This is a genomic window from Sphingobium sp. B11D3A, assembly GCF_025961695.1.
Taxonomy (GTDB): Bacteria; Pseudomonadota; Alphaproteobacteria; order Sphingomonadales; family Sphingomonadaceae; genus Sphingobium.
In genome coordinates, this window is record NZ_JAOQOE010000001.1 from 367829 (window position 1) to 382563 (window position 14735).

General features: G+C 63.6%; 11 protein-coding genes. 8 read left to right on the forward strand and 3 right to left on the reverse strand.

Annotated elements, in window-relative coordinates; all coding sequences use genetic code 11:
* Positions 1–2196, reverse strand: coding sequence for a TadE/TadG family type IV pilus assembly protein (locus tag M2332_RS01765; RefSeq protein ID WP_264572718.1), 2196 nt, complete (start codon positions 2194–2196; stop codon positions 1–3).
* Between the two features lie 145 nt (positions 2197–2341).
* On the opposite strand from M2332_RS01765, the gene M2332_RS01770 reads away from it, so the two are divergent.
* Positions 2342–3013, forward strand: coding sequence for a hypothetical protein (locus tag M2332_RS01770; protein ID WP_264572719.1), 672 nt, complete (start codon positions 2342–2344; stop codon positions 3011–3013).
* A 21-nt stretch (positions 3014–3034) separates the two neighbouring features.
* Positions 3035–3517: an EF-hand domain-containing protein gene (locus M2332_RS01775; protein ID WP_264570194.1), complete on the forward strand. Its 483-nt coding sequence runs from the start codon at positions 3035–3037 to the stop codon at positions 3515–3517.
* Positions 3518–3568: 51 nt separating this feature from the next.
* Here M2332_RS01775 and M2332_RS01780 read toward each other — a convergent pair whose 3' ends face one another.
* Positions 3569–4918, reverse strand: coding sequence for a neutral/alkaline non-lysosomal ceramidase N-terminal domain-containing protein (locus M2332_RS01780; protein WP_264572720.1), 1350 nt, complete (start codon positions 4916–4918; stop codon positions 3569–3571).
* Positions 4919–5049: 131 nt separating this feature from the next.
* Positions 5050–6678, reverse strand: coding sequence for a GMC family oxidoreductase (locus M2332_RS01785; RefSeq protein WP_264572721.1), 1629 nt, complete (start codon positions 6676–6678; stop codon positions 5050–5052).
* Between the two features lie 63 nt (positions 6679–6741).
* Here M2332_RS01785 and M2332_RS01790 point away from each other — a divergent pair, with 63 nt between their 5' ends.
* The 6 genes from M2332_RS01790 to M2332_RS01815 all read left to right on the forward strand — a co-directional run bounded on the left by M2332_RS01790 (position 6742) and on the right by M2332_RS01815 (position 14680).
* The gene (locus tag M2332_RS01790) at positions 6742–8172 is read left to right on the forward strand and encodes an aldehyde dehydrogenase family protein (RefSeq protein WP_264572722.1); all 1431 of its coding nucleotides are present in this window, start codon (positions 6742–6744) and stop codon (positions 8170–8172) included.
* A 13-nt stretch (positions 8173–8185) separates the two neighbouring features.
* A complete protein-coding gene (gene ligK / locus M2332_RS01795) occupies positions 8186–8860 on the forward strand; it encodes a 4-carboxy-4-hydroxy-2-oxoadipate aldolase/oxaloacetate decarboxylase (RefSeq protein WP_319801493.1) in 675 nt (224 codons plus the stop codon).
* Between the two features lie 86 nt (positions 8861–8946).
* Positions 8947–9213, forward strand: a complete 267-nt coding sequence (locus M2332_RS01800; protein ID WP_264572724.1) for a DUF2171 domain-containing protein — start codon at positions 8947–8949, stop codon at positions 9211–9213.
* A gap of 1 nt (position 9214) precedes the next feature.
* Positions 9215–10489 (forward strand): ergothioneine biosynthesis protein EgtB, encoded by a 1275-nt coding sequence (egtB, locus tag M2332_RS01805; RefSeq protein WP_264572725.1) that lies wholly within the window; start codon positions 9215–9217, stop codon positions 10487–10489.
* Positions 10490–10491: 2 nt separating this feature from the next.
* Positions 10492–11481 carry an L-histidine N(alpha)-methyltransferase gene (gene egtD, locus M2332_RS01810; RefSeq protein ID WP_264572726.1) on the forward strand — a complete coding sequence of 330 codons (990 nt, stop codon included), beginning with the start codon at positions 10492–10494 and terminating at the stop codon, positions 11479–11481.
* 259 nt (positions 11482–11740) lie between these two features.
* Complete coding sequence (locus tag M2332_RS01815) at positions 11741–14680, forward strand: TonB-dependent receptor plug domain-containing protein (RefSeq protein WP_264572727.1); 2940 nt, start codon at positions 11741–11743, stop codon at positions 14678–14680.
* Positions 14681–14735 lie beyond the last annotated feature (55 nt).

The window sequence follows — 14735 nt, forward strand, 5'->3', positions numbered from 1 at the left end:
TCAGTTGGTCAGCCTCAGATCGGCGATTTCAGATGCGATCTGCTTGAAATTGCTGATCAGCGTTGGCGTATCGTCCGCCTTGAAATATTTGCCGGGCGTCGCGCAATTCTCCAGGCGCGCTTCAGTCTCGGCGTCGACACCGCCGCCATAGGAGACCACCCACAATGTGATGTTGCGGTTGCGGATCGCGGTGCACAGTGCGACGAGCCTGCTGTTGAGGATGTTGGTGAGCTGCGTGTCGTTGGGCGCATAGGTGGTCTGGCGCCGGTCCCACCAGGGAATGCCATAGGCCGTATAATTTGTGTTGTCTGTCATCGTGGCGCCGTCGGTCATGAAGATAATGTGCCGCTGGATGGCGCCGCCAGTGGGGGTCTCCCTGTTTTCGTCAGCAAAGATACCGGTCGGCGAAATGAACCGGGCGCCCCAGATCATCCCTATGTCGTGGTACGTGTTGCCGATGGCGCGCAAGGAGTTGACATAGGTTTCAAATCCCCCTGGTGTGTACCAGGTCTGGAGCTTCTTCGCTTCGGTCGAGCAATAATAACTGAATCGGTCCTTGCGGGGATGATAAGGATTCGGATCCGAAGTCACTACAGGAGGATCTACGGTCCAATTGTAGTTGTAATTGGTACCCGTGTAGCGCGCCCAGACTACACCAGGCAGCATAGGTTTCCACTGCGTGTCCGGGTTGGAGGGATCGGGCACCGCATCGATGTTCATATCGCGCGCGCCAGTCGGAATGGAATTCCATTCATCGCTCGCATCGCCGTCGCTGTTTAGAACGGTCTTGCGCTCCTCAATACACCCATCCCAAGTGACCTCGGCATTCGCGGCAATATAGAGCGTCGTGTCCGCGTTGGAGCCGGATAGTTTGACCGCTGGAACGGTCGATGTCGCTACCGGCAGTGCGACGCTATTATTCCAGTTTGTACCACCAGCTTTCAAAGCGGAAACGTCGAACGACATTTGTTTATATGTCCAGCCGGTTACGCGTTGCCGGTGTGTAGTCCAAGTGATGGAGCGTGTGCCAGTCGCCGTCTTTGAGCGCGTGTATGTGCGCGCGTTGCTGCTCTGAAGACGGCAACTGCTGTTTGACCATGAGTATTTGTATGCGACGACGACATGGTTGTCGTCCTGCCGATGGGTCCGAACTTGTGGATCTTCCGGATACACCGGAGCTACGTCGGTGGGGTCCTGTAGGCTGCCAGTATCCGTGTAAGTAAGTACCGTCCCGTTCGAGTTGAGGTTGGAGCAGTTTGAAGAGTTCCTGTCGGTGCGCCGATTGCTGTATGATGTGCCGTTAATAGTAGTTGAACTGTTGTTGTTGCTGTTCGTAATATTAGACCAGCCGGAATAGGTGCTGGCATTATTTAGATTCGTCGGAGAACCTGACCAGTTTGTCCACGGGGTTATTGTTTCGGTGCCCGCTTGCCATGAGTAAACTGTTTCAGTTTTTGGCTCGCGCGACTGGTAGATCGCTGTGCTAGCCATCCAGTCATTGTTCAGAAGCTTGCCGACGTTCACGTTTACCGAATAGGGCATGAACCCCAAGCGGATTTGCGCCGTGCCGGCATAAGTGGTGGCTGCAGGGTCGTTGCCGCAGGTCTCCGTGGTGTTAACCCGCAGCAGAGCTTCATAAAAGCATTTGACGGCGCTCTTCAACCCAACAAGGCGGGCATTGCTTGCCGGGCTATTGTTATTGTTGCCGCCCGGGCACCAGCTTCCATCTGCTGGGCAATTCATCGATCCCGTCACGTCTAACACGAACATCACGTCGGTATTCGGAATTTCCATCTTGGCGGTGCAGGTTACGTGCATGGTCCGCTCGGTGATGCCGAAGATGCGCATGATGGTCATGGGCACGGAGACGTCCGCGAAGCCGGTGACCTCGCCGTCATCCTCCGAGAAATCGTGGTCGAGCAAGGTCGTGCCGTAGGCGCCGTCCGTGAAATTTGCGTTGAACAGCTCGAGCGCGCGGCTGCGGGTGCTGGTGCTGCCTTCTTCGGTCCAACTGCCCGATCCCATTGCGCGGCGGCCGGCCAGCACGCCGGCGTCACAAGCCTGTTGCAGTCGCGTCTTTGTGAGGTAGAGACGGCTCATGTCCACGCCGCCGCCAATCAGCCCCGCCAGCGGAATGAGCGCCGCTGCCGAAATGGCGATGACGTTGCCGCGCACGTCGCGGCCAAGCCTGGTCATGAAGCTTGCGCCTGCCCGGTTGCGCATTCCTGTCCTCACTGCCCTTAAAGCCACCCACCCGGCGAACGATTGCACCGCCACCGGCCCGATCCTCGCCTTATTCAGAAGTGGTGGACAAATGCCTAATTCGGTTGGTTGATCGTTGGTGAATGCGCCGCCTACCGCGCTCGGTGCCGATCACGAGCCCGCCCCGTTGCAGCGCCTGTTGCTCGCACACACGCCTGCGGCGGAACGCTCATGGCATGCGCTGTGCTGGCAATTGGACGCCCGGTTGGCCGAGCTGATCCGTCGGCGGGCCGATCCGACGATCGCCGCCATTCGCCTTGCCTGGTGGGATGCCGTGCTGGTGGAACGGGATGATGCCAAGGGGCGCGGCGAGCCTCTGGTCGAAGCCTGGCGCCAGCAAGCGGACGCCGGCGCCAGCGCGGCGGCAGAACGGCTGATCGACGGATGGCGCGTGCTTGCCTCGCCCGATCCGCTGAGCGACGAGGATTTGCGGGACTATGCGCTTGCTCGGGGTGGCGGGCTGTTTGCCCTGCTGGCTGGAGGAGAGAGCGAGGCGTCCGATCGGCTCGGCGCGCTCTGGGCCTTGTGGGATCTGGCCGGTCACGCCAGCGAGGAGGCTCTTGCGCTGCGGAGCATCGCGATCGCCTCGGATTTTCTGCCTCGGGATGCGCGATCGCCTCGTAGCCTGCCGCGCCCCCTGCGTCTGCTCGCCGCTGTTGCCATGCCGGACGTCCGCGCCGCCCGGCTGCCATCGCGCGGCTTCACGCCCCGCCAGTACAGCCGCTTGCTGATCGCCGCCCTGCGCGGTTAATCTCCCTTCGGGGGGCCTGCGATGGGGCGATTCTTTGCCGGTGTACTTTCCGCGCTGCTGTTCGTCGCGGCGGGGCTGTTCTGGTGGCAGTCCGCCGTGGATGCGGACATGCAGCCGCGCGTCGCCAATGGTGGCCTGCGCGCAGAAGCGCCGCCCTTGCCCGGGCCGGGCGATCCCAATGCACGCGGGGCGCCGCCGCCCGACGTCCCGGAAGCCACAGAGCGCACCCGCGAGCAGAAGCGCTTCGACCGCTATGATCGCAATCGCGATGGCGTGGTGACGCGACTGGAAATGATGGCAAGCCGAACGAGCGCGTTCCGAAAGCTGGATAAGGACGGCAACAACCTCCTCTCGTTCGAGGAGTGGGCCGTGGCGACATCGACCCGGTTTGCCGGAGCGGATGCAAACCGCGATGGCCGGCTGGTCCCAGTCGAGTTCGCGACGACCGCACCCCGGCCCAGCGCGACGCGCGCGGGGCCGGTCTGCAAGTGCGAAGAGGACTGAGCCTAGGCGGATTGGGCCGGAGGCGGGAAGGGGGCCGTAGCCCCCTTGGCCTTACTTGGCGGCGTCAGTCTGCTCGACCAGATCGAGCAGGCCGTTGACGATGCCACTTTCCGCGCAGCCGGGCTTCAGGCGCGAGGACACCACCTCGAAGGTATATTGGCCAAAAGCCGCATCGTTCGGGATGTAGCCCGATGGGCCAAAGCCGTTGGTCAGCGTCGCCATCATGGTGCGGCGCGAGGGCGCCTGTGCCTTGAAGCTGGTCGCGATGGGATTGAACACCTCGCCATTCACGCCGCCGATGAAAACATCGCCGATCTTCAGCATGCTGAGGTGAATGGGGATGTCTGCCGCGTCGACATAGGTGCCGGCATAGCCTGCGCGGCCCTTGTCGGTGCGCTCGCGACCGGGGCACACCAAGGTCTTGCTGGCGCCGGCGATGCCGTTCACCTTCTCGGGCCGTTCGAGGCGCAGGCGCATGGTCTGCAGCACTGCCTCACCGAGCATCTGGCCCATGGACTGGGCCATCTGCTTTTGCTGCTCCATGAGCTTGGCGACCTGGGGGTTCTTGCGATCCATGCCGACGCCGCCGGGCGGCATGGCATTGCTGATGTCCTCACCGCGCTTGGCATAATCGGCGATGCGGATGGCGCGCAGATCGTAGGTCTGCTGGAAGAAGATGGGGTTCTGGTCACCCGCGGCACCCTCGGACCACACCGCCACCACATCATCGCCCATCGCATTTTCGATATAGCGGGAGGCGGCGCCGGGCAGATCGCCGCTCACCAGATCGAGATTGCCGGTCAGCACGGCATGGACGGCGTAGTTATAATAAACGGCGATCGGCTTCCCGGCCGCATTCTCGAAGCGCAGCACGGCCACCGTCTTGTCGGACGGGCCATCGACATTGGGGCCTTCCCACCAACGGCGGTTGTCCGGGTCGATGATGTTGCGGTTCACGTTGATGTAGGACTTGCCTTCGCCGAAGGCGACCTTGCCCGGCTGCATCTTGCCGACCGCTTCGCGCACGGCCTGGACGATCTGGTCCTCCAGCTTGGGGTGCGGACCCCAGGGCACGCTGTGGGTGTGGGTCGCGGTGAGCATGACGCGCTCCGGCGCAATGCCGAGGTCGCTGCTCAGTCGAGCGGTGACGCCGCTCCACAGGTCCGTCGGGATCGCGCCCACATCCACCGTCACGAGCGCGGCGCGCTCGCCATTGCTCTCCAGCGCGATCGCGCGCACGTAAATGGGGTCGAGAACGCCGGTATAGGGTTCTTTCAGACTCTTGGCGGCCGGGGTCCAGTCGACCTTGGCGGCGCCGACTTTCAGTTCTGCCTGAGCGGGCGCAGCGAGCGCCGTGCCCATGGCCAGCATGGCGGCGCCGGCGATCAAAAATCTCTTCATTTCAAAGCCTCCTCATCCTCGTGCGGCTGCGGCGAGTCTCGCATCCAGCGGGTCGATGGGTGGGAGGGGTAGCGAAGCGAGGCTCGCAGGGCCAGTAAAAATGCAATCGATTGCCGTGGGAACGTCCTCCCTCAGCAGGACTGCGGCGGCGCGATGCCAAGGATCAGGTCAGCGGCCTTTTCCGCGATCATGATCACCGGCGCATTGGTATTGCCGCCCACAATGCGCGGCATGACAGAGGCGTCGGCCACGCGCAGACCCTCAATGCCACGGACCCGCAAGGCCGGGTCGACCACAGCCTGCTCATCGGCGCCCATGGCGCAAGTCGAGGAGGCATGATGGGCGAGCACGCTGCTGCGGCGATTATAGGCGTCGATCTCCGTATCGCTCTGCACGCCACTGCCCGGCATGATCTCGCCTGCGGCAAGGTCTCGCAGCGGCGCGGTGGCGAAGAACTCCCGCAACATGCGCACCGCCCGGCGCATCGTCAGCAGATCGCGTTCGTCCTCATACATGTTGATCCGGATCTCGGGCGCGTCCGCCGGGTTGCGCGAGCGCAGGCGCACGCTGCCTCGGCTTTCAGGCCTCAGCAGCACGGCGAATGCGCTCATGGCATGACCGGCGCCCTTGCGAATGCCGGGAAACCAGACGCGGGCATCGAGCCGGGTGGGGTATATATTGGCCTTGATATCCGGCCGCGCCAGCCCGGGCGTGGTCGGCATGAAGCCAAAGGCGGTGACCGGCAATTGCGTCGCCCGGTTCCCCAGGCCGAGGAAAAAGCGTCCCACGTTCAACAGCAGCCGGTCGAAGCGCAAATTGCTCTCGAAGCCGATGGGCTCGGTCAGCGTGTAGCCAATGCCGGTGAGGGGATGCTCCTGAAGATTGCGGCCAACCCCGGGCAAGTCGGCCACGACATCGATACCGAGCGCGCGCAAGTCGTCTGCCGGGCCGATCCCCGAGAGCATCAGCAATTGCGGCGAGTTGTAGGTGCCCGCGCACAATATGACCTCGCGGCGCGCGCTCAGCAAAGTCGGCCGGCCTTTGTCGATGATCTCGACGCCCACCGCGCGCCCGGCCTCGATGGCGATCCGGGTGACCGTGCAGCCGGTCCGAATGGCCAGATTGGGTCGATGCGCGACGGGATGCAGGAACTGCCGCGCACTGCTGGCGCGGCGGCCTTTGTCCACCGTCACTTCGGGCGGTGCAAAGCCGTGCCCGCTATTTGGCCCATGCTGATCGTCGAGAATTGGATGGCCAAGGGCGCGCGCGGTCTGCATCACCGCATCATGCAAAGGCCCAGTCGTCTCGACCGGGCTGACCGTCAGCGGCCCGTCGACGCCATGATCTGCGCTGTCGCCGCGCCAGCTCCGTTCGGAGCGGCGGAAATAGGGGAGCACCTCGTCCCAACTCCAGCCGGTGGCGCCGAGTGCCGACCATTCATCATAGTCTGCTGGATGGCCGCGCGCGTAGACCATGCCGTTGATCGAGGAGGTGCCGCCCAAAACCTTGCCCCGTGGCAGCCACAGGCGCCGGCCATCCAGCCCCGGCTCGGGCTCGCTCCAATAGGGCCAGGTCAGGAACGGCATGGTTTGCAGCTTCATGAAGGCAAAGGGCATGCGGATCAGCGGGTGGCGATCGTGCCCGCCTGCCTCCAGCAACAAGACCCGGTTTTCCGGCGCGGCCGACAGGCGGCTGGCGAGGACGCATCCCGCCGACCCCGCGCCGATGATGATATAATCTGCGCTTTCCGATTGCGGCACCGGCGCCTCTCTGAAATAGTATATTCTCGTGCTATACAATCCTCACGCCAAGGTGTCACGACTTTGAATGCTCCGCTGTATCAGGATCGTCTCTTCATCGGCGGCGCTTGGGTCAACCCGCACGGCCGGGACATCGTCGAGGTTCGGTCTCCGGCGGATGGAACGTTGCTCGGGCGCGCGGTCCTCGGCGATGCGATCGACGCAGATCGCGCCGTCGCTGCTGCCCGGCAGGCGTTCACCTCATGGTCGCAGAGCAGCATCGCGGAAAGGCTGGACGTGCTCGCCCGGATGCGCGCCGCCTTCGAGACGCTGGCACCCGCGCTGGAGGATCATCTCATGCGGGAGATCGGCCTGACGCGCATGGTCGCGCAGGGACAGAGCATGATGTGCCGAGCGCATTTCGACAGCATGGCCGAGATCCTCGCGCGCTATCCGTTCGCCCAGAAGATGCCCGGCGGGTTCGAGATCGTGCGGGAGCCGATTGGCGTGGTGGTGGCGATCACCAGCTGGAATGCCCCGGTCAATCAGATGCTGTGCAAGGCCGTGCCGGCGATCGCTGCGGGATGCACGGTGATTGTCAAGCCGAGCGAACATGCGCCATTGTGCGGCGGCCTGCTCGCGGAGGCGATGGCACAGGCGGACCTGCCGCCCGGCCTGTTCAATCTCGTCAATGGTCGCGGCGCGGATTGCGGGCAGCGCCTCGCCGCACACCCGGATGTAGACATGATCTCGATCACCGGATCGGTGGCGGGCGGCGCGGCGGTCGCGGCAGCGGCGGCACCGACCATCAAGCGCGTGCATCAGGAACTGGGCGGGAAGGGCGCCAATATCCTGCTGCCGGAAGCTGATTTTGCGGCGGTCGTCCCGCGCAGCGTGGTGGCATGCATGATGGTGGCAGGGCAAGTCTGCGCCGCGCCGACCCGGCTGATCGTCCCGGCCGACCGCTTCGAGGATGTTGCCGCGCTTGCCGTGGCCGCAGCGCAGGGCCTTGTGGTGGGGCCGCCTGATGATCCCGCGACGAGCTTCGGCCCACTGATGAACGCGGCGCAGTTCGATCGGGTGCAGGGCCTGATCCGGCAGGCGATCGATGGCGGGCAGCCGCTATTGACCGGCGGTCTCGGACGACCCGACAATCTGCCGACCGGCTATTATGCGAGGCCGACGATCTTCGGTCCGGTCGCGCCGGATGCCGCCATCGCCACGCAGGAGGTCTTCGGCCCGGTCCTGTGCATCCTCACCTATCGGAATGTTGACGAGGCGGTGGAAATCGCCAATGCCACCGACTTCGGCCTCGCCGCCTATGTGCAGTCGGCCGATCCCGCATCGGCGCGGGCCGTCGCTGCCCGCGTGCGGGCAGGCTATGTGTCAATCAACTTTCCGCAATGGACGGCGGCGGCGCCGTTCGGGGGATACAGAAGGTCCGGCAATGGCCGGCAATATGGTGTCTGGGGACTGGAAGAGTTTCTGGAGACCAAGACAATCATCGCAAGCTGAGAGGGCAAGAGCAATCATGGGTGTGGTCGTACAGAATATCGAGCGTGCTGATCCTGAGGTGATTGACGGTTTGGCGGCGTGCGGTGTTGCGACGGTTCATGAGGCGCAGGGGCGCACGGGTTTGCTGGCGAGCTACATGCGGCCGATTTATGCCGGCGCGCGGATTGCCGGCAGTGCAGTGACGATCAGCGCGCCTCCGGGCGACAATTGGATGGTGCATGTCGCCATTGAGCAGTTGAAAGCGGGCGACATCCTGCTGCTGGCGCCGACCAGCCCGTGCGAAGACGGCTATTTCGGCGATCTGCTGGCCACCTCGGCGCAGGCGCGCGGCTGTCGCGGCCTGATCATCGATGCCGGCGTGCGCGATGTGCGCGACCTCACCGAGATGAACTTCCCGGTCTGGTCCAAGGCCATTTATGCGCAGGGCACGGTCAAGAACACGCTGGGCAGCGTGAACATCCCGGTGGTCTGCGCCAACGCGCTGGTCAATCCCGGGGATGTGATTGTCGCTGATGATGACGGCGTGTGCGTCGTCCCCCGCGCCAACGCCGCCAAGGTGCTGGAAGCATCGCGGGCCCGTGAGGCGAACGAGGCTGGGAAGCGCACGCGCCTTGCAGCCGGAGAGTTCAGTCTCGACGTGTTCGATCTGCGCCAGCGGATCATGGACGCCGGGTTGCGCTACGTCTGAGCCGAAGATTCGCTCGGATCGGGCTGCATCCAATATCGGCCTTGCGCGTTAGGCTATCGGGTTCCCGATCAAGCGTGGAGGCAATTGTGGCCGATCTCAGCAACGTCAAAGAGCATATGTCCATCATCGGCGCGGATGGCGCTCATATCGGGACAGTCGACCATGTCGAGGGCGACCGCATCAAGATGACGCGCGCGGACAGCGGTTCGCATGGCAAGCATCACCATTATCTGTCCGGCGGCCTCGTCGCAGAGGTGGAAGGGGACAAGGTGCGCTTGTCCGCAACTGGAGCAGCGGCCCTGCTGTTCGAAGAGGAGCAGGACGGGAAGCCGATCGCGGACATGAATCCCTGAGATGGCGAGCCGCGCGCAGGTCGCCGAGGCATGTTCTGCAGACCTGGCTGACCGCTTCCAATCCGTCCGCTCGCTTTCTGTCGATCTGGCGGCGCCGCTGAGCGACGCCGACGCGACGGTGCAGTCGATGCCCGATGCGTCGCCCGCCAAGTGGCACCTCGCTCATACGACCTGGTTTTTCGAAACCTTCCTGCTGCGCGACCATGTGCCGGGCTATGTCGCGCATGACGAGCGCTGGGCCTATCTCTTCAACAGCTATTACGAAGCGGAGGGGCCGCGACACCCGCGCCCGCATCGAGGCCTGCTCACGCGCCCCACGCTCGCGGAGGTCGGCGATTATCGTGCGCGGGTCGATGAGGCGGTCCTGAACGCGATGCCTCGGCTCGCGGAGGCGTGCCCGGACTTGCTCACCCTCGGCCTCCATCATGAGCAGCAGCATCAGGAACTGATGCTGACCGATCTCAAGCATCTGTTTTCGTGCAACCCGCTCGATGTCGCCCTGTGGCCTGCACAACCGCGAGGACATAGCGAGACCCCGGCCGTGCGCTGGATCGAGCGGCCCAACGGCCTTGCCGACATTGGCCACGCAGATGGCGATGTAGCCTTCGCCTTCGATAATGAGCAGCCGCGTCATCCCCATTATCTCGCGCCCCACGCGCTCGCCAATCGACCGATCAGCAATGGTGAGTGGCGCGCGTTCATCGAGGATGGCGGCTATCGCACGGCATCCCTGTGGCTGTCAGACGGATGGGATTGGTGCAATCGGGAAGGGATCGGCCACCCGCTTTACTGGCAGGAGTCGGATGGCGCCTGGGAGCAGTTCAGTCTTTCGGGCTGGCAGGCCGTGGATGATGCCGATCCTGTCACGCATATCAGCTTCTACGAGGCCGATGCCTTTGCGAGCTGGTCGGGCGCGCGCCTGCCCACCGAGCAGGAACTGGAAGCGGCGGCACAGGGTGCCGATCCTCACGGCGGCATCCAGCTTGACGGGCCGGGACCGGTCGCGCCGCTATGCCCGGAAGACGGGCCAGGCCTTCTCTCGCTGTTCGGCAATGTCTGGGAATGGACCGGTTCGGCCTATCGACCTTTTCCCGGCTTTCGTACCGCCGAGGGCGCGGTCGGCGAATATAATGGCAAGTTCATGAGCAGCCAGTTCGTGCTGAAGGGCGGGAGTTGCGCTACGCCGCGCGGCCATATGCGCGCCTCGTACCGGAATTTCTTTCACCCTCATCAGCGCTGGCAGTTCACCGGACTGCGGCTCGCAAAGGACTGCTAACCATGGCGACGATGCCCAAACTCGATCTGCTGGACCGCTCCGCACCGGATGAAGGCACCAGTGCATTTTGCGAGGACGTCCTGTCGGGCCTGTCGCAGCGGCAAAAGGCCATCCCGGCGCGCTGGTTTTACGATCTTGTCGGCTCGGAACTGTTCGAGGATATCACGCGGCTGCCCGAATATTACCCGACCCGCACGGAAGTCGGCTTGCTCAAGGCCCATTGCGGTGATGTCGCAGGCCTGATCGGGGAGGGGCGGGTCGTTGTGGAGTTCGGCTCCGGCAGTTCGCTCAAGACCCCCCATCTGCTGCGGCAGGTCAATCCTTCGGCTTATGTGCCGATCGATATTTCCGGGGAATTTCTTCTCCAGTCCAACGCCGATCTCGCGCAATTGCTGCCGGACCTGCCGATCTATCCGGTCGAAGCCGACTTCACCAAAACGGTCGCGCTGCCTTCGGCGCTGCGGGGCAGAGCGATGCTCGGCTTCTTTCCGGGCTCCACCATCGGCAATCTCGCGCCGTTCGCCGCGACGGACCTTCTGCGCTCGATGCGCGACACGCTCGGCCATGGCTCATGGCTGCTCATCGGCATCGACCAGGTGAAGCCAATCGATCGCCTGATCGCGGCTTATGACGACGTGCAAGGCGTGACTGCGCAATTCAACCTCAATCTCCTGCACCGGATCAATCGGGAGCTGGGCGCGGACATTCCCGCAGACGATTTCCGCCATGTCGCCCGATGGAATCCTGCGGCGAGCAGGATCGAAATGCATCTTGAGGCGCAGCGGGACGTCGCGTTTCAGGTCGAGGACCGCTTGTTCTTCATGCGCGATGGGGAAACCATCCATACAGAGAACAGCCACAAATATACCGAACAATCTGCCTGCGCCCTGCTTTCAGCCGGTGGCTGGACCCCCCAACAGGTTTGGACCGACGTCCGGGAGGACTTTCTCCTGATCCTCGCCGAGGCGGAGACGATTCCCCTCGCTCCCTGATCTCGCTGGGGGTTCTGGTGTTCAAAAACCCCTATTCGAGTGGACTTTTTCAACGCAAAGCCCCGGTTTTGTGACGGATATGTCACACCTCGCCAATGAGGCAGTTAACTCGCGCTAAAGGTGTTGAGGGATCAATTCTCCCTTGATAGTCCGTCATCGTTGTTTTTCCAGCATGTCGAACGGGGGCGGGCATTGTCTTTGCGCGCGCGTCGTTCGGCAAAGCTTGTGCCTAGTGCCTGATCAGGAGAGGAGATTGTCCATGTCCCCATTCATTACCCGTTCGCGCGTTTTGAGGGCCGGTGCCGGTGCCAGCCTGAGCGCTCTCGCGCTCGGCATGGCTTTTGTCGCCACGCCCGCTTTCGCCCAGGACGCCGCGCAGCCGCAGGATGATGAGGCTGGCGAGGCGATCATCGTCACCGGCTCGCGCATCGCCCGCACCGGCTTCGATCAGCCCACGCCCGTCTCCGTGGTTGGCGGTGAGCAGATCGCGCGCCAGGCTGCCGTCAACGTCGCGCAGGTGCTGAACGAGCTGCCGTCCTTCCGTCCGCAGGCGACGCCGAGCACCAACGCGATCTTCGCCAACAACATCGGCGCCTCCACCGCCGACTTGCGCGGCCTCGGCGCCAACCGCACGCTCGTGCTCATCAATGGCCGCCGCGTGGTGGCTTCGACCGTGCAGGGCAGCTCCTTCGCCAATGCCGGCGCGGTTGACCTTAACATCATCCCGACCTCGCTGGTCGAGCGCGTCGATGTGGTGACCGGCGGTGCCTCGGCCGCTTACGGCTCGGATGCCGTCGCCGGCGTCGTCAACGTCATTCTCGACACCAACCTGACCGGCCTCAAGGGCTCGGCGCAGTACGGCATCAACGATGCAGGCGATGGCAAGGAATATCAGTTCGCGCTCGCCGGCGGCATGAGCTTCGCCGGTGGTCGCGGCCACATCATCGCGGGCGTCGAGTATTCCGATAATAAGGGCACCGATGGCTGCTATTCGCGCGACTGGTGCTCGCTGGCTTACAACACAGTCGCCAATCCGCTCGTTAACCCCGCCAATCGGAGCCTCGGCCGCGTCGGCGCGGGGCTGCCCGCCACGCTGATCCTGCCGAACACGCGCACGGCGACGGCGTCCTATAATGGTCTCATCGTCTCCGGGCCGGCTGCGAACGCGGCAGCCTTCAATGCGTCGGGTCTGCGCGGCATGGAATTCCGCCCGGACGGAACGCTCGTGCCGCATGATTATGGCACCTATTACGGCGTGCCAATCTTCCAGAGCGGTGGTGGCGATGCGCGTCAGGCTTTCTACGAAAACTTCCCGATCGCCGCGCCCGTCGAGCGCCTCAATGGCTTCACCCATCTGAAGTTCGAAGTGGCTGACGGCGTCGAGTTGTTCGCCGAGGGCTCCTACAGCCGCGTCAATGGCTCCACCATCGGGGCGCAGCGTCGCGACCTGGGTTCGCTGGTGATCCGCGCCGACAACGCCTTCCTGCCGGATTCGGTCGCAGCCACCATGGCGAGCGTCGGCCTGCCGTCCTTCAACATGGGTCGCGTGTGGAACGACCTCGGGCCGCAGCGTTCGACCGTGAAGCGCGACACCTACCGCGCGGTCGTGGGTATCAATGCTGAAATGTGGGGCGACTGGAAATTCGATGCTTATTACCAGTTCGGCCGCACCGACTACTGGCAGCGCGGCTACAACACCTCGATCACGCCGCGCCTGCAGTTTGCCATCGACGCCGTCGATCAGGGCGAATTCAACGGCGGTCCTGCCAACGGCAACATCGTGTGCCGCGCAACCCTGCAGGGCAACCCGGCGGCTGCTGGCTGCGTTCCGCTGAACCCGTTCGGTGAGAACAACTTCTCGGCCGCCGCCAAGGCGTGGACGCATGGCACGGTGGAGCAGGACACGCGGATCACCCAGAACGTCGTTGCCGCATCGATGAACGGCACGCTGTTCCAGGGCTGGGCCGGTCCGATCAAGGCCGCAACGGGTGTCGAGCTGCGCCAGGATATCGCGCGGGGTAATGCCGATGCGATCTCGCGGGCGCTGCAGTTCTACACGGGCCCGGGCGCGCCGATCGACGGCAAGGTCGATGTCTTCGAGGCCTTCGGCGAACTCGACGTTCCCGTCGCGCCGGGCGTCTATCTGAACGGCGCTCTGCGTTACACGGACTACTCGACTAGCGGCGACGTCATGACCTGGAAGGTCGGTGTCGAGGCTTCGCCGCTGGACTGGCTGCGTGTGCGCGCGACGCGCTCGCGTGACATTCGTGCGCCCAACCTCTTCGAGCTTTTCGGGCCGCTGCAGACCAGCTTCCAGAACGTTCGCCCGAGTGAAGGCGGTCAGGTGCTCACCTCCGTGCTGCTCGGCGGCGATTCCACGCTGGTGCCGGAAGAAGCCGATACCTTCACGGTCGGCGTCGTCCTGCAGCCCGATCTGGGCAGTGCCGGTCGCCTGCGCTTCTCGGTCGATTACTTCGACATCAAGCTTGATAAGGCTGTGTCGCAGCTAGGTGCGCAGGTCATCGTCGATGGTTGCGAGCGCGATGGCATCCAGGAATATTGCAGCCTCATCACCCGCGGTCCGGTCGCTCCGGGGCGCCGTTTCGGTGATATCCAGTCGATCGTGAACACGAACGTGAACCTGGGTAGCTTGATCACGCGCGGTTGGGACATCGAGGCCGCTTACACGCTGCCGGTCAACCTGTTCGGGGGCAGCATCTCGCTGCGCGGCATGGCGACGATCATCGACGACCTGATCACCAACTCCGCCAGCGGTACGGTCGATCGTGCCGGCATGAACGGCTCGCCGGTTTCGCAGCCCTCGGGCATGCCGCGCTACATCATCAACGGCTATGTGACGTTCAATGCGGAGCCTGCCACGCTGCAGGTGCAGGTCCGTCACATCTCCAGCGGCACCTACAACAACTCGCTGATCGGGCCCGGCCAATATGGCTATGACCCGAACCTCGATAACAGCGTCAACGACAACTACATCGCGCCGTGGACCTATGTGAACCTGAACGGCAGCGTCGCGGTCTGGAACCGTGGCGACCAAAAGATGGAGATATTCGGCGCGATCAACAATCTGTTCGACAAGGATCCGCCGGTGGACGCACCGTCCAGCTTCGGTCCGACCAACAACGTGCTGTATGACGTGGTTGGCCGTTCCTACCGCATCGGTGCCCGGTTCAAGTTCTGATCCGTTAATGATGTGCCCGGCGGTCGAACTGACCGCCGGGCATTTTTAATTTCCA

What these genes read in the sequence shown, in the direction of transcription:
- M2332_RS01775 (WP_264570194.1), top strand. Translation starts at nt 3,035, where the DNA reads ATGGGGCGATTCTTTGCCGGTGTACTTTCCGCGCTGCTGTTCGTCGCG.
- egtB (WP_264572725.1), top strand. Translation starts at nt 9,215, where the DNA reads ATGGCGAGCCGCGCGCAGGTCGCCGAGGCATGTTCTGCAGACCTGGCT.
- M2332_RS01815 (WP_264572727.1), top strand. Translation starts at nt 11,741, where the DNA reads ATGTCCCCATTCATTACCCGTTCGCGCGTTTTGAGGGCCGGTGCCGGT.
- M2332_RS01765 (WP_264572718.1), bottom strand. Translation starts at nt 2,196, where the DNA reads ATGACCAGGCTTGGCCGCGACGTGCGCGGCAACGTCATCGCCATTTCG.
- M2332_RS01780 (WP_264572720.1), bottom strand. Translation starts at nt 4,918, where the DNA reads ATGAAGAGATTTTTGATCGCCGGCGCCGCCATGCTGGCCATGGGCACG.
- egtD (WP_264572726.1), top strand. Translation starts at nt 10,492, where the DNA reads ATGGCGACGATGCCCAAACTCGATCTGCTGGACCGCTCCGCACCGGAT.